This window comes from Dyella sp., assembly GCF_051962475.1.
Lineage (GTDB): Bacteria > Pseudomonadota > Gammaproteobacteria > Xanthomonadales > Rhodanobacteraceae > Dyella_A.
In genome coordinates this window covers 1-18,294 of sequence record NZ_JBQCCF010000054.1, presented here as the reverse complement: position 1 = coordinate 18,294, position 18,294 = coordinate 1, and the positions used below count along the sequence as shown (strand labels likewise).

Below are 18,294 nucleotides of genomic sequence, written 5' to 3'. Positions count from 1 at the left end.
GACATGGCTGCGCCCCGCGCGCCCACGCAGGCGGCCAACCTCGATCGGCGCAGCACGCGCCAGCGCTGCCGCACCATTGCGGTGTGCGGCGGCAAGGGCGGGGTGGGCAAGACCACCGTGGCGGTGAACCTGGGCATGACGCTGGCCATGATGGGCCGCGAGACGATGCTGCTGGACGCCGACATGGGCCTGGCCAACGTCGACGTGCTGCTCGGCCTGGCGCCCTCGCGCCACCTGGGCCACATGCTCGACGGGCTGTGCGGCCTGTCCGACCTGGTGCTGGAGGCGCCGCACGGGCTGAAGGTGATTCCCGCCGGCTCCGGTGCGCGTCGGCTGGCCCAGTTGGGCTCAGGCGAGCAGGCCGCGGTGATCCGGGCCTTCGACGAGCTGCCTACCGTGCCGGACTTTCTGCTGGTGGATACCGCCGCCGGCATCACCGACTCGGTGGCGATGTTCGCAGCCGCGGCCGACGACGTGGTGCTGGTGGTGTGCGACGAGCCGGCCTCCATCACCGACGCCTACGCCATGGCCAAGGTGCTCAGCCGCGACTTCGGCGTGAAGCGCCTGCACATGGTGGCGAACATGGTGCGCAACCTCGGCGAGGCCAAGGCGCTGCACCAGAAGCTGGCGCGGGTCACCGACCGCTTCCTCGACGTGATGCTCGATTTCATGGGCTGGGTGCCGCAGGACGAGCGCCTGCGCCAGGCCATCCGCCGCCAGAACGCGGTGGTGGACGTGGCGCCGGGCAGTCGTTCGGCGCAGGCATTCAAGCAATTGGCAGGTGCGGCCGATACATGGGCAGAACCCGATCGCCCGGGTCTCGACCGCATCGCATTTTTCAGTGGTCAGGCTGCACCGGCGACGGGGTGGTGAGATGAGCGTGGCAACGGAATACCTGCAACTTCAACGGCAAAGCGCCGACGAACTGGTGAAGACGCATGCGCCGCTGGTCCGGCGCATCGCCTATCACCTGATGGGGCGCTTGCCGCCCAGCGTCGACGTGGGCGATCTGATCCAGTCCGGCATGATCGGCCTGCTGGAGGCGGCGCGTAACTACGCCACCGATCGCTCGGCCAGCTTCGAGACGTATGCGGGTATCCGCATACGTGGCGCCATGCTCGATGAGCTTCGGCGCACCGACTGGACGCCGCGCTCGGTGCATCGCAAGGCGCGTGAGGTGGCCGAAGTGGTGCGCCAGATCGAGATCGAAACCGGCGCGGACGCCGACGATGCGGAGGTGATGAAACGGCTGGGACTGAGTGCCGACGAATACCACCAGGTGCTGGCCGATGCGGCCAGTTCCCGATTGCTGAGCCTCACGGCGCCGGACGACGGCGACGGCAGCCCGGCGATGGACGTGGCCGACGCCAGCAGCCTCACCCCCGCCGAGGACATCGAGCAGGTGGGCATGCGCCAGGCGCTGATCGATGCGATCACCACGCTGCCGGAGCGCGAACAACTGGTGATGTCGCTGTACTACGAGCAGGAACTGAACCTCAAAGAGATTGGCGCGGTGCTCGGTGTCACCGAGTCGCGGGTCTGCCAGATCCATGGGCAGGCGATCATCCGGTTGCGCGCGCGCATGACCGGCTGGCGCGACGACGACTGAGCAGCGCAGGCAACACAACTTACCTACGGGCTGGCGCACGGCAACCCACCGTGCAAGTGGAGACGGGCTTGAACAAGAACATGAAGATCCTGGTGGTGGACGACTTTTCCACCATGCGCCGCATCGTGCGGAACCTGCTCGTGGAGCTCGGTTTCTCCGGCCCGCTGATCCAGGAGGCCGACGACGGCGAGAACGCGATGGTGATGCTCAAGAGCCAGCCGTTCGACATGGTCGTGACCGACTGGAACATGCCCAACATGACCGGCATCGACCTGCTGCGCGCGATCCGCGCCGAGGCTTCGCTGAAGGGCCTGCCGGTGCTGATGGTCACCGCCGAAAACAACCGTGACCAGATCATCGCCGCGGCTCAGGCCGGCGTGAACGGCTACATCGTCAAGCCGTTCACCGCTGCCACGCTGCAAGAAAAACTGACCAAGATCTTCGAGCGGCTCGCCGCGGCAGGAGCTTCCGCATGAGCGCCCAACTTTCCCTCAGCGCCGAGGCGCTGCCCAACGAGCTGCACGAGCTGCTCAACAGCCCCGACGGCCCGGCCTTCGAGCAGGCGCTCGACTCCATCGTGCGCGAGCGCGAGCAGAAGCTGTTCCGCGCGCTCGGCGTGCTGGCCCGCGACCTGCACGACGCCGTACGCCGCCTCGGCGGCGAGCTGGTGCAGGAGGGTTATCCGGACAGCGTCACCGACGCGCGCAAGCATCTGCAGGACGTGCTGGAGATGAGCTCGCAGGCGGCCCACCGCACGCTGGATTTCGCCGAGCGCACCCGCCCCGAGGCCGAGGCGCTGGCACACAACGCGGCGGCGATCCTCGCTGCCAAGCCCGCTGAAGGCGACGCCGTGACCGCGCTGGCGAACCAGGCCAGCGCCTTCGCGCAAAGCTGCAACGACGGTCTCAACGACATGGTGATGGCGCAGTCCTGGCAGGACCTGTCCGGCCAGCGCATCAAGAAGGTGGTGGCGTTCATCGGCTCGGTGGAGTCCTCCATGCTCGAGCTGGTGCGCCTCACCGGCGCGCTGTCCGGCCGCGAGCCGGTCGAGGCGGTGGAGAAGATCAACAGCCAGGACGAGGCCGACCGCCTGCTGAGCGAGTTCGGATTCTGAGCCCGCGCATGACGGCGATCGCGCTGCCGCTGCCTTGCCTCCCTCACGCCCGCCCGCATGCGGCGGGCGTGCTGTCGCCTGCCGCCGGGAGCCGCTAGATGGATCCCTCCTTCGACGCCGAGCTGCGCGACGATTTCCTGGTCGAGGCCGGCGAGCTGGTCGAGCGCCTGGGCGAGCAGCTGGTGGGCCTGGAAGCCACACCGCAAGACGCCGAGCTGCTCAACGCTGTGTTCCGCGCCTTCCACACCGTGAAGGGCGGCGCTGGCTTCCTCAACGTCGAGCCGATGGTGCAGCTGTGCCATCACGCCGAAGACCTGCTCAACGAAGCGCGCAACGGCAGCCTGCTGATCGACGCGGCGCGCATGGACGCGCTGCTCGAAGCGCTCGACCTGCTGCAGTCGATGATGGCCGCACTGGCCGCCAACGACGCTATGGCGATGCCGCCGCCGGCGCTGCTGGTGCGCCTCACGCCGCCGAAGAAGGGTGCGCCGCCCGCACCGGCCCCGGTCGCGGTCCCGCGGCCGGCCACTGCGCCGGCCGGTGGCGCCATCGACGACAGCGAGTTCGAGGCCTTGCTCGATTCGCTCTATGGCAGCGCCGCACCCGGCACGGTAGAGCCCGCGCCTGTTGTCGCGGCCGCGCCGATATCCAACACCATCGACGATGACGAGTTCGAGGCGCTGCTCGACCAGCTGCACGGCGGCGGCGCGCCCGCGCCGGTGGTCGCGGCCCCGGCCCCGGCCGGCGGTGCCATCGACGACGACGAATTCGAGGCCCTGCTGGACAACCTGCATGGCAAGGGCGGTACGCCCGGTCAGGCGGCGGCGTCCGCACCGGCGCCAGTTGCCGCGCCTGCGCCGGCCACCGCGCCCACGCCTGCGCCGGCCCGCGCTGCCGCGGCACCGGCGGAGGCCACCGTGCGCGTCGATACCGCGCGCCTGGATACGCTGGTCAACCAGGCCGGCGAACTACTGCTGCTGCGCAACCGCCTGCTCACGCTGGCCGCACGCAACGGCGACAGCAGCCTGTCGTCCACCGTGGATGAGCTCAACCGCGTCGCCGACGATCTGCAGAACGCCGTGCTGGGCATGCGCATGCAGCCGGTAGGCCGCCTGTTCCAGCGCTTCCCGCGCATCGTGCGCGACCTCGCGCGCCAGCTCGGCAAAGACGTGGATCTGGTCACCGAAGGCGAAGGCACCGATCTGGACCGCAGTCTAGTCGAGGCGCTGGCCGATCCCATGGTGCACCTCATCCGCAACGCACTCGACCACGGCCTGGAAGGGCCGGAGGATCGCGAGCGCGCGGGCAAGTCGCGCCGCGGCACGGTGCGCCTGGCGGCGAGCCAGCGCGGCGAGCGCATCGTCATCACGGTGAGCGACGACGGCCGCGGCATGAATTCCGAGGTGCTCCGGCGCAAGGCGGTGGAGAAGGGCGTAATCGACGAGGCCCAGGCCGCGCGCCTCACCGAGAACGAATGCTACGAGCTGATCTTCCGCGCCGGCTTCAGCACCGCCGCCACGGTGTCGGACATCTCCGGCCGCGGCGTCGGCATGGATGTGGTGAAAACCCGCATCACCGAGCTGGGCGGCACCCTGCGCGTGCAGTCGCGGCTGGGCCACGGCAGCACGCTGGAACTCACCGTGCCGCTGACGCTGGCGATCCTGCGCGTGCTGATGGTGCGCGTGGGCGATCGCCTGCTGGCGCTGCCGCTGAGCAACGTCGACGAAGTGTTCGAGCTGCGCCCGGGGCAGGACAGCCTGCTCGACGGGCGCATGGTCGCCGCCCACCGTGGCCGCGCGCTGGTGCTGGGCGACCTGGCCGGCTGGGCCGGCGTGGCCGACGGCGCAGCGCGCCACGTGGTGGTGCTGCACATCGGCCACCTGCGCCTGGGCTGCCTGGTGCACGAGGTGCTCGGCCGCGAGGACGTCATGGTCAAGCCGCTCGGCCACCTGTTCGCCGGCACCACCGGCGTGGCCGGCGCTACCGTCACCGGTGACGGGCGGCTGGCGCTGGTGCTGGATCTGGCCGGCCTGGCCGACGACAGCGGTGAGTTGCTGCCCGCCCTGCGGATGAGCGCCTGATGGATCTGGTCAGCCTCATCGGTACGGTGCTGGCCTTCGCGGTCATCGCGATCGGCACCGTGCTCAAGGGCTCCAGCCTGGAATCGCTGTGGAACCCCGCCGCGTTCCTCATCGTGTTCGTCGGCACCTTCGCCGCGCTGATGGTGCAGACGCCCGGCCGGGTGCTCAAGCGCGCCGGGCAATTGCTGCCGCTGGTCTACAAGCCGCCGCTGCATTACCCGCAGAATCTCATCAAGCAGATCATCGGCTGGAGCGAGATCTCGCGCCGCCAGGGCCTGCTCGGCCTGGAGCCGCAATTGGAGAGCATGCGCGATCCGTTCGCGCGCAAGGGCCTGCAGCTGCTTATCGACGGCGGCGAGCCGGAGGCCATCCGCAGCGTGCTCGAGGTGGAGCTGGGCACGCGCGAGCAGAGCGACATCGATGCGGCCAAGGTGTTCGAGAACGCCGGCACCTATTCGCCCACCATGGGCATCATCGGCGCCGTGATGGGCCTGATGGCGGTGATGCAGAACCTGGCCGACCCCAGCAAGCTCGGGCACGGCATCGCCGCGGCGTTCGTCGCCACCATCTACGGCATCGGCCTGGCCAACCTGCTGATGCTGCCGATCGCCGCGCGACTGAAAGGGCTGATCCACAAGCAGACCGAGATGCGCGAGATCCTCATCGAGGGTCTCGTGTCGATCGCCCAGGGCGACAACCCACGGCAGATCGAGAGCAAGCTGCAGGGCTTCTTGCCATGAGGCGCAAGCGCCACGAAGAGCACGTGAACCACGAGCGCTGGGCCATTCCGTACGGCGATCTGATCACCCTGCTGCTGGCGTTCTTCGTGGTGATGTACGCCATGTCGGCGGTGAACGAGGGCAAGTACCGCGTGCTGTCGCAGTCGATGATGGAGGCCTTCCACGGCTCCAGCCGGGTGATCGCGCCATCGGACATGGCGCCCAACGCACCGGCCAGCGCCGCCCCGGTGGTCGACCCGCAGGCCAACGGCCGCGGTTCGGCGCTGACCCCGATCAGCCTGCCCGGATCGGCTGCCCAGCCAGCGCCCACCAAGGAGCAGCAGAACCTCAGCGCCATCCAGCGCAGCGTGGAGCAGGCGCTGCAGCCGCTGATCGACAAGAAGCTGGTGGTGATCCGTCGCACGCCGAGCTGGCTGGAGATCGAGATCCGCACCGACATCCTGTTTCCCAGCGGCGTGGCGCGCATCGCGCCGCAGGCGCAGAGCGTGCTCGGCAGTCTGGCCGGCATCCTGGCGCCGTTTCCCAATCCGCTCAGGATCGAGGGCTACACCGACAATAAGCCGATCAACACAGCCGTCTATCCGTCCAACTGGGAGCTGTCGGCCGCGCGCGCGGCCAGCGTCGCGCGGCTGTTCTCCGACCATGGCGTCACCCCGGGCCGGCTCGGCATCATGGGCTGGGGCGAGGTGCGCCCCATCGCCGACAACGCCACCGAAGACGGCCGCAACCGTAACCGTCGCGTGTTGGTGGTGGTGCTGAGCGATCGCGACGGCCCCAGCCGCTTCACCATGGACGCCGGCAAGCGGGCCACCGCGGAGGCCACCGCGCCGGCTACGCCCCCGGTGATGACCGTGCAGAACGCCGGGGCGACCACTGCGGCCGCCACGCTCGCCGTTGCCGCCCCGGCGCTACCGGCACCGCTGGACGCACCCGCCACCGTGCGCGGCGACGCAGCGCCATCCGACCGTCCCTCCGCACCCGCCGAGTCCGCCCCATGAGCGACGTCGCCAGCCTTTCCCGCCCTCGTTCGCATGCCCCGGTGACGGAGGCCACGGCGCAGTCGTGGCTGTCGTTCCAATTGGCCGGGCAGCACTACGCCGCGCCGCTTGCCCAGGTGGGTGAGGTGCTGCGCGACAGCGACATCACGCCCGTGCCCGGTGCCGCGCACGACCTGCTCGGCATCCGCCACCTGCGCGGCCAGGTCGTGCCGGTGATGGACGGACGCCGTCGCCTCGGCCTGCCCGAACAGCCGGCACCCGACCCCGCCAACGTGCGCGTGGTGGTGCTGCACGCCGACGGCCAGCTCATCGGCCTGCGCGTGGACGCCATCGGCGACCTCATTCACCCCACCGCACAAGCCATCGAGCCGCCCCCGGCGGGCCGTGCCGCGCGCAACGACGAGCCGGTGAGTGGCGTGGTACCCGCGGCGCAGGGGTTCGTAGCACTTCTCGATATCGGCCGTCTCTGTCGCCTCTCCGGCGAGAGCTGAGCGTCGCGGTTCACCGCGACCGCACCTCGTCGGCCCGGCGGAGTGGTACGTGGCTGGACGGGTTACCCATCGCGCGCGCGATGCCCATGGCGGGATGATTCCTCGCCGTGGGGAGATGCGCGATGGTGCGGAAGGCGCGTCGCTCCACCAGCTGGATGCCTGAGCCCAGGGCGAGGCGCCGGGAGAACGTCAGTCCGCCGGTTCCTTGAGTGCGCGGTCCTTCCTGCAGGTGCTGAGCCGTTTGGCCCGTGCCGCATCGATGCGGATCACCTCGCGCGTCTCGCCATTCACCACGCCGGTGATGCAGGCGCAGCCGTATCCGTAGCTGCGATTGATCGCCACCCACTGCGACGGAGAGAACTCGGGCCACGGACCGTCGGCCTGGTGTCCGCCCTGGATGCCGATCGTCCACTCACCGCTGCGATCGTGCAGCCACGCGTTGCCCGGCGTGGGATTGTCGAACCAGCCGCACAAGGTCTGCGTGCGCCCGGCACGTCCTGCGGCGCTGGCCGATGCGAGCACGCAGAGGCTGCCAACCAGTACAAACGCCGCGGTGATCCTCATGCCACTTTCCCCTGAAAGAACGTGCCGGTCGGCCGCCCGTCGTCGATCGAGATACTGCCAGCGCTCAGCGCATGCGCTCACGCAACTGCACCACATTGCCTTCCGGGTCGTGGCCATCGCACACGCGCATCCCCTGAAAACGCCACTCGCGCGCCGGCGGCAGCAACTGGCCGCCGAGCGCCGGGGCCACATCGCGTGCAGCCGCCAGGTCCGCCACCACCAACACCAGCTTGATCGCGGTGTCCTCGCGCACGCGCGGCGGATCGGTGAGCTCGATCGACGCGGCCAGCCGCTCAGGCACCGCAACCAGCACCAGCTGGAACGCTCCCCCCTCCAGCACCACGTGGTCATCCTCCGCATGCGTGACGCGCAAGCCCCCCACCTGCTCGTAAAAGCGGCTGGCCCGGCCAAGGTCTTTGGCATAGATCACGACACCTGCGTCATGCAATGTGGTCACAGCGTTTCCTTTGGTTGATGTGGGCGTCGGCGTTGTTGCTCGATACCACGGTAAATGAAGAGGCGAGGCAGCCCAACCGCCTACCGGATGGCGGATGCCAGTGCGTGCCTATGTGTGAACCTTTATGTGCGGAAGGTCCGCCAAGCCAGCCACAGGCACAGAGCGCAAACCGACGACCAAAGCAGGGCCAGAAACCAGAACTGCGACGACTGGTCCGACTGGCTATAGGTATCTCCGACCACCACCGCCGCGCGCGACAGCCCGGGCATCGAGTGATGTACCAGGCCAAGCACCGCCAGGGCACCTGATCCAGCGGCACCGAGCAGGCAGAGGGCAACTTTGAGATAACGCGTAACGTCCATGATCCGTGCCGGTGCGTTGGGGTGAACGTGGCGAGCGCTCTTTGCGTGTGTCCGGGGCGGCTTGCGGTACGCGCTCGGGCATCGCAGGGTAGCCCCGGAGCGCCATCGTATTCGCTTTGGCCCACCACAACCCACCGCTCGCTCGACAATGCTGCAACGGAGGATGGAAGGGCGCGGAGCCGAACAAAAGTCGGTGCTCCGCGCCCTCGCCCCTTACTGGTACGTCGGATGCTCGCGCAGGGTGATCGGCACGCCTCGGGCAGGTGGAGCGATGGATGCGACGAGATAACGGGCGGCTGCCTCACCCACGCCGGGGCCGGCCTCCTGCGGTGCACGCAGTCGCTGCGCTTCGATCGCATCCATCAGATCACGCAAACTGCCGGCGTCGCGGTAGATCGCGTCGCCCATCATCGCCAGCGTGGCGTCCGCGAACTCCGCCTGGCTGGAGCAATTCACCACATCGCCATGGGCGCGCAGGCTGTCGACCAGGGCGTGAATCGCGTCGATCTGGTCCAGCGTGATGCCGGACATGTAGCGCGCAGGCTCCTCGTCCATTGCCGGCTCGGCCACATCGGGGCCCGTAGCTTCCGGTGCGGCATGGGGCTCACTGGCCCGTTCGGGACCTTCTGCCGCCATGGTCGGGTTATCCAGAAACGCTCCAATCCGCGCTTCCAGCCATGCCAGGGTGCGCGCCATTTCGCCCAGGCGCATGCCTGTGGTGTCTTCCAGCAGCGTATCCGTCCAGTGCGTTTGTGCCAGGCGGGCCAACAGCGCCACATCCAGGCGCAGCTTTGCCAGCCGCTGCAGGCTTTCCGTGGACAATGCCTCGCCCGTCGCTTGCGAATCGTTCGTATCGATCGTCGACATGCTCGCCTCCTCACTCCATGAAGTACCCGCACGCCGGGATGGCGACGGGAAGTCGGGAGGTTAGAAACCGCTAACAGTCGGCGGGCGTATTCCCCTTGCGGGTTTTGTATTAGCCGCCCTCCCGACGCAAGCATCACGTCGGTCTGTGCCTGCAAATGCACGGGCACAAAAAACCCACCGGTTTGACGGAGGTGGGTACCGCTGTTAGAGGAGTTTCTACGCTCCTTGCAATCGAGTCTGCTACTGCGGTGGAGGGGAGTCAAGGTGAGCGGGCAAGTCCGCGGTGAAAGGCTATGGATGTGATTTTTTAAAGCGAGCGAGAGGCGATGGTCTTATGTGCCTAACGCTGGGGCTGAGTGACGTAGCCGCCCGCCGCGAAGAATTTTTCAAAGGGCATACCGCCAGAGGGTGGCGGCCACCAGTAGCACGCAGCCGACCACTCCCAAAATCTCATGTTTGCCTGTGCCGGGCTGTATCGGTACGAGCTGAGAAAGAAACGGCGATCGGAAGCGTACGGGATGCTTGAAAGCGAACAGACCGAGGATGTAGAACCCAATCGCTGACAGGAAATCCGCGCCTCGGTGCGCATGAAGTCCACGTACAGCGAAGAAGAGCGCTACACCGATCGCAAGGAGTAGCCAGATCCAACGACACGCTGAATTGTTTTGTGTTGACGCTTTCATTAGTCCCCTAACGCTTGAGTTGAGCGGCGGCGTAGCCGTCCGCTTGGATGACTGGTTAGGTGCGCCGCCACGCACCCGGACGCTCGAACGAGGTGATGACTACTTCGCCACCTAGCTCCTGGAGCATTTGCCTGACGCCCTCCAGATGCTCATCGGAGACATTGTTTAAGACAATTTCTTGGTGCAAGCGAACATTGCGCAGTATGCGCTTGAGATCCGAAGGAGAGACCTGCAGCGCTTGACGCAGACGCCTCGCGAGCTCCTTACGGGCATGCTCGCGCCAGCCTGTTGAGCCGATGTGGCCTGCTTTCCATTGGCTGACCGAAAGACTGGCCATAAGTACTAACGCCCGAAGTAGCCGACGACGAAACCGCTTAGCGGTTTTGACGTCCGGTTAACTGAACTGGTGGCCGTTACATTCGTGGCGGCATGCATGCCGGGTACTCCTCAACAACGGCCAGTAACTTGGCCTGCAACGACTGTTGACCGGATAGAACCGTAGCTTGCATGCAGGCTACCACCGCCAAGCCATTGGCGTTTCTGAGGACACCCTCAAGGAGAACACTTGGATAGCCCTCGCCGTGCCGGCGGATTGGGTGGATGCCGGCATGTGCGTATGAGTTCAAGGCCTTCCACGAGTTTTCTTTGAACCGTGCAAGAGCATCATGAGCCTGCGGCGGCGCCTTCGTTGCAAGCTGCTCCATCATTGCATTGGTTTGCGGTATGTTCTTTGCGGCTTGCTCCGACTCTTGGGACAGCGCAATGCCAAGTTTTGCTACGCAGGCATCGGACGCGGCGTAGAGTAACCAGATGGCACGGACTGTGGCCTCGAATTGAGCGCGATGCACTACGACCGCAGAAGGCAAGAGCCCTTGACGCAAAAGAGCGCGAACCGATTGCCAGTGCTCCAGCGCAAGCGAGCACGCAACATCACTTATGCCAATACGTGGTGAGGTGTCGTACACAGGCACCGCGACGACAGTAAGCAATTTGCCAGCCAATGCATCGGTGTCGTCGTAAATATTCGATAACGCCATCAGTTTCCCTGTTACGGCTAACGCTTGAGTTGAGCAGCGCCGCGAAACGGTGTCGACCTGAATGAACTGCTCGCCATCAATACAGCTTGATGCCACAGACTTTAAATACGTGAGCGTTGACCGCGCCACCCGTCTTGGCCGCAGCGCTCTTCACAAACCCAAGAAAGTCTTCCACTTGTGCTTTTGATACGGATGTTTTGGCCTTGCCTCGATGAGCAATTTCGCCGCGCAATTCAACAAATTTATCGAGTTTTGCTCTTGCCTTATCTGCGGGTAGCTTTTTGGCCCAGTTCCACTTTGACGAAACACTTGAGAGTCCAATTGCTGACTCAAACAGACTATCAATATTCTGCCATTTTGGAGTATTAAGCTTTCTGTCTCTGGCTTCCTTGAGCGCGGCCATGTGATCGCGTAGAACTTGACGCCACTTGTCATCCGAGATGGACCAAAGAGCCAGCTCATCCACATCTGACTTTAGCTTTTTGGCAATGATCTTCTTGATCTCTTTTGGCAGTGCGTCCGCACTCGTGGCATTTGCGACAATACACTCAAGACCTTCCCCTGCAATGTCCTCACAGTAGGCCTCCCAGAAAGAAGTCAGCAGGACAATGGCTGACTTATTTAGAACTTCCAGACCGTGACGTCGTCCTGGTCCAGCCCCGCCAGCCGCAGCGTGGAGCGCAAGCAGGTTTGCTACGTCCTCCAAGTTCTTGTCGAACGCAACTCGTGCTTTGCTTGGCATACCGTTAACTCCCCCTGATGGCTAACGCTTGAGTTAAGCGGCGGCGTAGCCGTCCGCCTTGAACGAGATGTTAGAGCCCGCTGCAAGTGTCCTTGAGCCTGCGCTCAGCTCTTTTTGATGCATCGGAATAGTCCTCTGCTAGGGCGCCATCGAGTGTGGCACGAAATTTCGCGCTCCCGAACAAGCAGCGAGCGTTGTGCTGCTTGAGCGTGCTGAGTAGATGCACATAGTCCTCATGGGCGGCGCCCGCGAGCCAGACTGCAGGAACAATGTAGTCTTTCTCTGCAGAGTGATCGAAGCTGCGTTGGCAGTCGTACTCGGGAAGCAACTGTTTGAAGAGTGATACGAAAGTGTCGCAGTTCTTGCCTGTTAGCTCATGGCCACATTCGTGATAGGCAGCATCCAACTTCGGCAGCAGCAGCGCGGCAGGACACTTGACGTTGAATTGCGTCATGTTGCCCGGAGCTTCACTTGCGAGAAGATTGGCAGGCAGCAATAAGAGCAGTGCAATTACGAAGGAAATTTTCATGGGTTCTAACGCTTGAGTTAAGCGGCGCGCGTCAGCGCGTCCGCCTTGAACGAGATGTTAGGCAATTACCGCCGTCACTTGACGACTGGAGCCTCCCAGCCATCGTAGTCGCCATGCTCGCGCAGGGCGAGCGCCGTAAGATCACGGCGAAGGTCGGCAAGTGCCGCTGAAGTTGGGATGACCTCTTTGGTGGCTAGCGCAAGCCAATCCGTGCCAGTAGCGGCCTGTTCGACTTTGACCTCGAAACCCTTGTTGGAGAGGACGCGGGCGATGCGCTCTGCAGAATCTTGGGTTGGTGCGTAGAGATAGAAGTCGATCGGATGTGGCTTAGAGAGGTCAGAGCCAGCAAGGCGTAACTGCTCAATGACAGCGTCGTCGTTCGCCGGCGGAGCGGATGCTTGTTGGCCAAAGGAACGAAAAGTCACGACCAGAAGCAGAGCAACGACGATCAATGCAAAGAGTTTCATGTTCAGTGCCTAACGCCTGAATTAAGCCGAGCCGCGAAGCGGCTTCGGCTTGAATGAATTGTTAGACCTCATGCCGATCCGCCGGATGGTTGATGCCATCATTGGTGGGGACATTAGGGATGGCAAAAGGATTGACGCCCTCAAGACAGCCGACGTTGTAACCATACTCGCTGGGGTTGGAACGGCGCTGATGATGCGTATAGATGCCGCAGTTTGAGCAGAAGTAGTGCTTGGCTGTGAAGGTGTTGAATTGGTAGAGCTTTAGATGCTCGATGCCTTGCAGAATACGGATGCCGCTCAAAGGTACAGAGGCAATAATTGCGCCTCTGCGCCGGCACATGGAGCAATCGCAGCGGCGCGGATTTACGACGCCGTCAGGAAGGCTCAACTCCAGTACGACCGAGCCACAATGACACGACGCTTTGTGCTTGGGTTGTATCTGGACTCCACCGACTTCCTTGAGCACCGAAGTTCTCTCCTATGAGGTCTAACGCTGGAGTTAAGCGGCGGCGAAGCCGTCCGCCTTGAACGAGTTGTTAGAACTTAGCCGCGCCACTTAGTTACGCGACCTGAGGTTTGCTCCACCAAGAACCAAGCGACGCTGCCCATGAAGCCGAGAATGGAGATGAAGATGGCTGCGAAGACCACCATGTAGGCGGTGTGCCAGCCAAGTCTTACACACGCAAAGGCAGCGCCCATGAGTATTGCAGCCACGCCCCAGCAAGCCAGCCCAATGACGAACGCCTTTGGGAGGTGCGCCGGAATTTTTTCTGCGAGCCGTCGAAGCATGGTGAGTTCTAACGCTGGAGTTAAGCGGCGCGCGGTACGCGCGTCCGCTTGGAAGAGTGGTTAGGGGGCAGCTTGCAGATCATGCGAACAGCAAGCTGTGATGGTTTTGCCTACTTGATCTTGAAAGACCACCATCCATGGCACTTGCCCAGTGTCAGGGATGAGGCCACAGAGAGATGGGACGAGTTGATTGAAGTAACCCTGCTCCACCGACTCTGGTTGAGATGCAACAGTCACTACAAATAGCACAGTAGCGCCGCCATCTTGATACTCCCAATACAAAGCGAGTGGTGAGGGCTCAAGCGCGGAGAGAACTTGCAACGCCGCATCTACGCTTTCTTGTGGGATCCGCTTCATGCCACCCATGCCCTCTAACGCTTGAGTTAAGCGGCGGCGAAGCCGTCCGCCTTGAACGAATAGTTAGGGGTTGCCGGCGCAGACAAGAAACGCGTACTCGCTTGGCAACACCTGATGAGTGAACTGGTTGCCCGCATGGTTGAGTATGGCAGCCGAGTGCAGGAAGTTGAGATTGAAGCCATCGCCCGTGACTGCGACGCCGGGCACGTATGTGGCGACGCTGCTTTGCCAGCCATCTTCATGCGCCCTGAGCCAAGCGGAAAGGGCTTTGTACTGCTCTGAGTCTTGACTGATAGCGCACCGCTTGGTTTGCACGCCGTTTACCGTGACCGACAGACTGAGCGGGCCACTCGGAAGAGCAAAGTGGATTGACTGAGTGCACCCGCTCAGGGCCAGCGTAAAGACCACAAGTAGACCGATTACTTTCACGCGACCCCTAACGCCAGAATTGAGCCGAGCCGCGAAGCGGCTTCGGCTTGAATGAATTGTTAGGCGTCAACAGCGGACTGCAACGCCTTGATAGATGACTCCCAGCTGCCGAAGTCATCACTCTCCTCCCACAGCTCCCTGAGCTCCGAGTCCGGGCCCATGATGCGAGCAAGCGCTCCATTAGCCTTGGAGAGCAGGTCCTGGGATGGTTTGGAGCCGATGGATCTAACCCAAGCATCTACTTCTTCGGTGTAGCTGTCTGCCTGCGTACCGCGCCCGAGTGCTTTGGCCAGAACCTCAGCAGCGGCGATGGCCTCGCTGGCTAAATCCGAGTCAAGGTAATCGGGCCCATTGTCGAGAACGGCTTGGATCGCTTTGGCAACAAGGGAAAAGTCGCGCTGCTCATCAAGGCCATATGCCCAATCGCAAGCAGTGTCATTGCCGAAGGGTTCGTGTGACCAAGCTCCCACGTTGGAATCTCCTTGAATTTTGGATTGGCGCCTAACGCTGGAGTTAAGCGGCGCGCGGTACGCGCGTCCGCTTGGACGAACTGTTAGGCACCGGCGCCCGTGATTGTGATGGTGCCAGACTCGTAGGCGAAGTTGTAACGGCCATCCGGGCTGGCGAAGTGAAGGTTGTTTGCCGGGTAGGCCATTTCCGTTACAGGTACGCGGATACCTTCAATGGGGCCGATGCCAACCGCCATGCCACCCTCCGGGTAAGCCAGCTCTGAATCACGGGCGACACGCTCCCAACTGCCCACAGTGAAGACCCCGCGGCCTGCATGCGAGACAGTGAGCAGAAACTTACCGGTTGGGTCGAAGCCAGCAGCTACCAGCCCACCAACGAAGAGATGTTTCGTCATCACACGCCTAACGCTTGAGTTGAACGGCGGCGGAGCCGTCCGCCTCGAACGAATGGTTAGGCTTGCGCCCGAAGAGTACGCACTCGCCGACGAGAATTACGAGCAACCCGATGAGCCATGCAGGCGCCCAGAACATAAGAAACATGACGAGCTGAAAGGATACGTGGTTTGCGTAAAGGTCGAAGCTGGGTGGGCCAGAAAGGGCTGCATAAGTGCGCCATACACAGTGAACCAACATGCCAATGAACCACAGAGTCGTCGTGATTTTGTATATGGCCTGCGGCTTGCGGAGCGAGTTGCGCATATGAAGCCTAACGCTTGAGTTAAGCGGCGCGCGGTACGCGTGTCTGCTTGGACGAGTGGTTAGGCCTCATCTTAGCGCGACGGGTCACAGCATTGACCTCCATGTAGCGAGGACTGTGCGGACGGCTGGCAGCAAAGCGAGTGTGGTGCCGTCATCCAACGTGACGATAACCTCCGCTGCCTCGGCGAACACGCCTTGGCCGAACGGTGCTTGAAAGACTCCTGGGGTGGCCGACAATTGCTCTGCCGATGAGAGCTGGCGCGGAGCCATTTTTGAGGAAGCCAACTTCGCATGCTTAGACGCATCTGCCACGTCTCGGATTATTGCGAAATCTGGACACTTGGCTTGTACGCCCGTACGCACATTCGCGATCTCTTGGTCCATGAGCTTACGCTCGCGGCTCGCGAAACCGTCGAGCGCGAAATGGTCTGCCATGTGATACAGGACAATTGCAGCGAGCCTGCCGCGGCGGATGTCGTACGGCTCCTTCTCGAACTCCGCAACTGTAGGCTCGACCGTGTGAGCGAGAAACATTGAGGCGTTTGAGCGCGCGGGAACTTCCATATGAGGCCTAACGCTGGAATTAAGCGGCGGCGCAGCCGTCCGCTTGGATGAGTGGTTAGGTTGCAGTGCTTTGCGCTACAACCTGGACAGGAAGATCTCGGACGTTTTCTGGAACATCGGTTGTGCCAGCGTACTCAAGCATGAGCTCATTGTCTTGAACGAATGCGAGATAGCTACCAACTACTTCTCCCACCTGGCCAAGAACCATCGGATGGCTAAGAACCGTGCGTGCCTTGGGCAACAAATGATGGCGAACGGCTAGGAAGTACCCAGCGCCAGAATGGTTGTAGCTAACGAACTCGGCGTCACGGCAGACGGCTTCCACTACAGCGTCGCCGAGTGTTGCAGTGCCAAGAAGCCGAAGTGCTTCAACTTCAAATGCGCGAAAGTGGGTCATCTGCGACCTAACGCTGGAGTTAAGCGGCGGCGAAGCCGTCCGCCTTGAACGAAATGTTAGGCCTTATGAGGAAGCAGGGCCAGCGACGCGACTACAGCAACGAACCAGAGCAAGAACGGAGTGAGCATGCTCCAAAAAACCGCGTGCCAGTACCTAATTTTTTGCCGCATCCAAGGAAGTGCCGCACGGGCGAAGACCAAGAAAAATAGCGCCAGGACGACCGGAGGATAGAGCCACCCCGAGAGAGCCGGGGAGTTAGAGAAGAACGCAAGCGCTACCGGAAACACCCATGCCGGGAGAAAGTAAGACCAATACTGACGAGCTGTAGAGAGCAGGGTGTCTTGAAAAGCCATCATTCGCTGGGGCCTAACGCTTAGTAGACCCCACTTAGGGGCATATGCGCGGAGCCTGCGGTGCGCCGGGTGCCTTCGTCAAGGGCGAAATTCCTACATACCATCAGGCGGTTGGCGGATGTGTCGCGCTCGCCGCATACGGATGATGGGGTTTGCATAGATCACGAAGTGGCTCGCTATGTCTTATTCGTCCAAGAATGGCGAAATAAACCGTATGGTCGGTGGGACCCCGGCGCCGCGGCTGCTGGATGAGGCGCGGCGCGTGCTGCGTTTGAAGCATTACAGCCTTCGCACGGAGGCGGTGTATGTCGGCTGGGTCCGGCGATTTGTGCATTTCCATGGCAAGCGGCATCCGCGGGACATGGGGGCCGGGGAGATCGAGCAGTTCCTGTCTGGGCTGGCCGTGCAGGGGCAGGTTGCGGCGAGCACGCAGAATCAGGCGCTTTCCGCGTTGTTGTTTCTGTATCGGGATGTGCTGGGGGTCGAACTGCCCTGGCTGGACGGGATCATCCGGGCAAAGCGTCCTTCGCGGGTGCCCACGGTGTTGTCGCGGGACGAGGTCACGCGGGCGTTGGCATGCATGGATGGGCGGCCGTGGTTGCTGGCGTCGTTGCTTTACGGCACGGGCATGCGGCTGATGGAGGCATTACGCCTGCGTGTGAAGGATGTTGATTTTGACCGCGGCGACATCATCGTGCGCGACGGCAAGGGCGGCAAGGATCGCCACACGATGTTGCCGCGCGTCCTGGCCGAGCCGATGCGTCGGGAGATCGAGCGGGCGGCTGCCCTGCACGCGGCTGATCTGGAGGCCGGTTTTGGCAGGGTATGGCTGCCGTTTGCCTTGGCCCGCAAGTATCCAAACGCGGCAAGCGAGCTTGGCTGGCAGTACGTGTTTCCTTCCACGAAGCGATCTCTGGATCCGCGAGACGGGGAGGAGCGCCGGCATCATTTCGATGCGCGGATACTGTCGCGGTCGCTCAAGCGCGGCGTGCGTGAGGCGGGCATAGTGAAGCCGGTCAGCGCGCACACCCTGAGACATTCCTTCGCCACGCACCTGCTCGAAGCGGGGCAGGACATTCGCACTGTGCAAGAGCTGCTGGGCCACAAGGATGTGGCGACCACGCAGATCTATACGCATGTGCTCAATCGCGGTGGGATGGGGGTGGTGAGTCCGTTGGATCGGTGAGGTGGGTGTGATTGGGTATTCGGATGCGCTGAGGTAGGAGCCCGCTGGCGGGCGATGGTTTTGGCTTTGATGGGGTACCAGAGCGGAAAGGCATCGCCCGCCAGCGGGCTCCTACATAAGGAGCGAGGTGGCGCGAGGGGCTGGCCGCATTCTTTGAGGTTTTTGTAGGAGCCCGCTGGCGGGCGATGCTTTTGGTTTTGATGTGGCATCAGAGTAGGAGCATCGCCCGCGAGCGGGCTCCTACATAAGGAGTGAGGTGGCGCGAGGGGCTGGCCGCAGTCTTTGAGGCTTTTTGTAGGAGCCCGCTGG

Annotated in this window: 24 protein-coding genes; 10 read left to right on the top strand and 14 right to left on the bottom strand. The window is 63.1% G+C overall.

The genetic code is table 11. From position 1 onward, the window contains the following. The first annotated feature begins 3 nt into the window (after positions 1–3). The 8 genes from ACTHJF_RS12125 to ACTHJF_RS12090 all read left to right on the top strand — a co-directional run bounded on the left by ACTHJF_RS12125 (position 4) and on the right by ACTHJF_RS12090 (position 7,033). Positions 4–873, top strand: coding sequence for a MinD/ParA family protein (locus tag ACTHJF_RS12125; RefSeq protein WP_440267352.1), 870 nt, complete (start codon positions 4–6; stop codon positions 871–873). 1 nt (position 874) lies between these two features. Then, entirely contained in the window at positions 875–1,609 is a 735-nt protein-coding gene (locus tag ACTHJF_RS12120) for an RNA polymerase sigma factor FliA (protein WP_440267331.1), read from the top strand. Between the two features lie 68 nt (positions 1,610–1,677). Next, positions 1,678–2,085 (top strand): chemotaxis response regulator CheY, encoded by a 408-nt coding sequence (locus ACTHJF_RS12115; RefSeq protein WP_431634044.1) that lies wholly within the window; start codon positions 1,678–1,680, stop codon positions 2,083–2,085. Then, positions 2,082–2,723 carry a protein phosphatase CheZ gene (locus ACTHJF_RS12110; protein WP_440267330.1) on the top strand — a complete coding sequence of 214 codons (642 nt, stop codon included), beginning with the start codon at positions 2,082–2,084 and terminating at the stop codon, positions 2,721–2,723. Before ACTHJF_RS12115 ends, ACTHJF_RS12110 begins: the two co-directional genes overlap by 4 nt. Before the next feature lie 98 nt (positions 2,724–2,821). Beyond that, positions 2,822–4,804, top strand: a complete 1,983-nt coding sequence (locus ACTHJF_RS12105; protein WP_440267329.1) for a chemotaxis protein CheA — start codon at positions 2,822–2,824, stop codon at positions 4,802–4,804. Then, positions 4,804–5,544 (top strand): flagellar motor protein, encoded by a 741-nt coding sequence (locus tag ACTHJF_RS12100; RefSeq protein WP_440262680.1) that lies wholly within the window; start codon positions 4,804–4,806, stop codon positions 5,542–5,544. The genes ACTHJF_RS12105 and ACTHJF_RS12100 overlap by 1 nt, the downstream gene beginning before the upstream one ends. Next, entirely contained in the window at positions 5,541–6,542 is a 1,002-nt protein-coding gene (motD, locus tag ACTHJF_RS12095; protein ID WP_440267328.1) for a flagellar motor protein MotD, read from the top strand. The genes ACTHJF_RS12100 and motD overlap by 4 nt, the downstream gene beginning before the upstream one ends. Then, positions 6,539–7,033 (top strand): chemotaxis protein CheW, encoded by a 495-nt coding sequence (locus tag ACTHJF_RS12090; protein ID WP_440267327.1) that lies wholly within the window; start codon positions 6,539–6,541, stop codon positions 7,031–7,033. The genes motD and ACTHJF_RS12090 overlap by 4 nt, the downstream gene beginning before the upstream one ends. A gap of 189 nt (positions 7,034–7,222) precedes the next feature. On the opposite strand, the gene ACTHJF_RS12085 is transcribed toward ACTHJF_RS12090, so the two are convergent. The 10 genes from ACTHJF_RS12085 to ACTHJF_RS12040 all read right to left on the bottom strand — a co-directional run bounded on the left by ACTHJF_RS12085 (position 7,223) and on the right by ACTHJF_RS12040 (position 13,207). After that, the gene (locus tag ACTHJF_RS12085; protein WP_440267326.1) at positions 7,223–7,597 is read right to left on the bottom strand and encodes a DUF4087 domain-containing protein; all 375 of its coding nucleotides are present in this window, start codon (positions 7,595–7,597) and stop codon (positions 7,223–7,225) included. A gap of 64 nt (positions 7,598–7,661) precedes the next feature. Beyond that, positions 7,662–8,054 (bottom strand): VOC family protein, encoded by a 393-nt coding sequence (locus ACTHJF_RS12080; protein ID WP_440267325.1) that lies wholly within the window; start codon positions 8,052–8,054, stop codon positions 7,662–7,664. Between the two features lie 122 nt (positions 8,055–8,176). Then, positions 8,177–8,416: a hypothetical protein gene (locus tag ACTHJF_RS12075; RefSeq protein ID WP_440267324.1), complete on the bottom strand. Its 240-nt coding sequence runs from the start codon at positions 8,414–8,416 to the stop codon at positions 8,177–8,179. 213 nt (positions 8,417–8,629) lie between these two features. Beyond that, on the bottom strand, positions 8,630–9,283 hold the full coding sequence (locus ACTHJF_RS12070) for an XAC0095 family protein (protein ID WP_440267323.1): 654 nt from the start codon (positions 9,281–9,283) through the stop codon (positions 8,630–8,632). A gap of 738 nt (positions 9,284–10,021) precedes the next feature. Then, a complete protein-coding gene (locus ACTHJF_RS12065; protein WP_440267322.1) occupies positions 10,022–10,303 on the bottom strand; it encodes a hypothetical protein in 282 nt (93 codons plus the stop codon). Between the two features lie 76 nt (positions 10,304–10,379). Next, entirely contained in the window at positions 10,380–11,099 is a 720-nt protein-coding gene (locus ACTHJF_RS12060) for a DUF6988 family protein (protein ID WP_440267321.1), read from the bottom strand. Continuing rightward, complete coding sequence (locus tag ACTHJF_RS12055) at positions 11,080–11,745, bottom strand: HEPN domain-containing protein (protein WP_440267320.1); 666 nt, start codon at positions 11,743–11,745, stop codon at positions 11,080–11,082. The genes ACTHJF_RS12060 and ACTHJF_RS12055 overlap by 20 nt, the downstream gene beginning before the upstream one ends. Before the next feature lie 70 nt (positions 11,746–11,815). Then, positions 11,816–12,274, bottom strand: coding sequence for a hypothetical protein (locus ACTHJF_RS12050; RefSeq protein ID WP_440267319.1), 459 nt, complete (start codon positions 12,272–12,274; stop codon positions 11,816–11,818). 74 nt (positions 12,275–12,348) lie between these two features. Then, positions 12,349–12,741, bottom strand: coding sequence for a ribonuclease E inhibitor RraB (locus ACTHJF_RS12045; protein ID WP_440267318.1), 393 nt, complete (start codon positions 12,739–12,741; stop codon positions 12,349–12,351). A gap of 61 nt (positions 12,742–12,802) precedes the next feature. Beyond that, entirely contained in the window at positions 12,803–13,207 is a 405-nt protein-coding gene (locus ACTHJF_RS12040; RefSeq protein WP_440267317.1) for a GFA family protein, read from the bottom strand. A gap of 794 nt (positions 13,208–14,001) precedes the next feature. Here ACTHJF_RS12040 and ACTHJF_RS12035 point away from each other — a divergent pair. Continuing rightward, entirely contained in the window at positions 14,002–14,169 is a 168-nt protein-coding gene (locus tag ACTHJF_RS12035) for a hypothetical protein (RefSeq protein ID WP_440267316.1), read from the top strand. Between the two features lie 206 nt (positions 14,170–14,375). Here the strand turns inward: ACTHJF_RS12035 and ACTHJF_RS12030 are convergent, their stop codons facing one another. From ACTHJF_RS12030 to ACTHJF_RS12015, 4 genes are all read right to left on the bottom strand, one after another. Continuing rightward, complete coding sequence (locus tag ACTHJF_RS12030) at positions 14,376–14,786, bottom strand: DUF4259 domain-containing protein (RefSeq protein WP_440267315.1); 411 nt, start codon at positions 14,784–14,786, stop codon at positions 14,376–14,378. Positions 14,787–14,869: 83 nt separating this feature from the next. Next, positions 14,870–15,181 (bottom strand): hypothetical protein, encoded by a 312-nt coding sequence (locus tag ACTHJF_RS12025; RefSeq protein WP_440267314.1) that lies wholly within the window; start codon positions 15,179–15,181, stop codon positions 14,870–14,872. A 388-nt stretch (positions 15,182–15,569) separates the two neighbouring features. After that, positions 15,570–16,049, bottom strand: a complete 480-nt coding sequence (locus ACTHJF_RS12020) for a hypothetical protein (RefSeq protein WP_440267313.1) — start codon at positions 16,047–16,049, stop codon at positions 15,570–15,572. 55 nt (positions 16,050–16,104) lie between these two features. Next, the gene (locus tag ACTHJF_RS12015; RefSeq protein ID WP_440267312.1) at positions 16,105–16,446 is read right to left on the bottom strand and encodes a hypothetical protein; all 342 of its coding nucleotides are present in this window, start codon (positions 16,444–16,446) and stop codon (positions 16,105–16,107) included. Between the two features lie 531 nt (positions 16,447–16,977). Here ACTHJF_RS12015 and ACTHJF_RS12010 point away from each other — a divergent pair. Then, on the top strand, positions 16,978–17,985 hold the full coding sequence (locus ACTHJF_RS12010; protein ID WP_440267311.1) for an integron integrase: 1,008 nt from the start codon (positions 16,978–16,980) through the stop codon (positions 17,983–17,985). Positions 17,986–18,294 lie beyond the last annotated feature (309 nt).

Coding starts and splice junctions, on each gene's coding strand:
- ACTHJF_RS12125 (WP_440267352.1), top strand. CDS start 4: ATGGCTGCGCCCCGCGCGCCCACGCAGGCGGCCAACCTCGATCGGCGC.
- ACTHJF_RS12120 (WP_440267331.1), top strand. CDS start 875: ATGAGCGTGGCAACGGAATACCTGCAACTTCAACGGCAAAGCGCCGAC.
- ACTHJF_RS12110 (WP_440267330.1), top strand. CDS start 2,082: ATGAGCGCCCAACTTTCCCTCAGCGCCGAGGCGCTGCCCAACGAGCTG.
- ACTHJF_RS12105 (WP_440267329.1), top strand. CDS start 2,822: ATGGATCCCTCCTTCGACGCCGAGCTGCGCGACGATTTCCTGGTCGAG.
- ACTHJF_RS12100 (WP_440262680.1), top strand. CDS start 4,804: ATGGATCTGGTCAGCCTCATCGGTACGGTGCTGGCCTTCGCGGTCATC.
- motD (WP_440267328.1), top strand. CDS start 5,541: ATGAGGCGCAAGCGCCACGAAGAGCACGTGAACCACGAGCGCTGGGCC.
- ACTHJF_RS12090 (WP_440267327.1), top strand. CDS start 6,539: ATGAGCGACGTCGCCAGCCTTTCCCGCCCTCGTTCGCATGCCCCGGTG.
- ACTHJF_RS12085 (WP_440267326.1), bottom strand. CDS start 7,597: ATGAGGATCACCGCGGCGTTTGTACTGGTTGGCAGCCTCTGCGTGCTC.
- ACTHJF_RS12075 (WP_440267324.1), bottom strand. CDS start 8,416: ATGGACGTTACGCGTTATCTCAAAGTTGCCCTCTGCCTGCTCGGTGCC.
- ACTHJF_RS12070 (WP_440267323.1), bottom strand. CDS start 9,283: ATGTCGACGATCGATACGAACGATTCGCAAGCGACGGGCGAGGCATTG.
- ACTHJF_RS12065 (WP_440267322.1), bottom strand. CDS start 10,303: ATGGCCAGTCTTTCGGTCAGCCAATGGAAAGCAGGCCACATCGGCTCA.
- ACTHJF_RS12055 (WP_440267320.1), bottom strand. CDS start 11,745: ATGCCAAGCAAAGCACGAGTTGCGTTCGACAAGAACTTGGAGGACGTA.
- ACTHJF_RS12050 (WP_440267319.1), bottom strand. CDS start 12,274: ATGAAAATTTCCTTCGTAATTGCACTGCTCTTATTGCTGCCTGCCAAT.
- ACTHJF_RS12045 (WP_440267318.1), bottom strand. CDS start 12,741: ATGAAACTCTTTGCATTGATCGTCGTTGCTCTGCTTCTGGTCGTGACT.
- ACTHJF_RS12035 (WP_440267316.1), top strand. CDS start 14,002: ATGAGTGAACTGGTTGCCCGCATGGTTGAGTATGGCAGCCGAGTGCAG.
- ACTHJF_RS12025 (WP_440267314.1), bottom strand. CDS start 15,181: ATGACGAAACATCTCTTCGTTGGTGGGCTGGTAGCTGCTGGCTTCGAC.
- ACTHJF_RS12020 (WP_440267313.1), bottom strand. CDS start 16,049: ATGGAAGTTCCCGCGCGCTCAAACGCCTCAATGTTTCTCGCTCACACG.
- ACTHJF_RS12015 (WP_440267312.1), bottom strand. CDS start 16,446: ATGACCCACTTTCGCGCATTTGAAGTTGAAGCACTTCGGCTTCTTGGC.
- ACTHJF_RS12010 (WP_440267311.1), top strand. CDS start 16,978: ATGTCTTATTCGTCCAAGAATGGCGAAATAAACCGTATGGTCGGTGGG.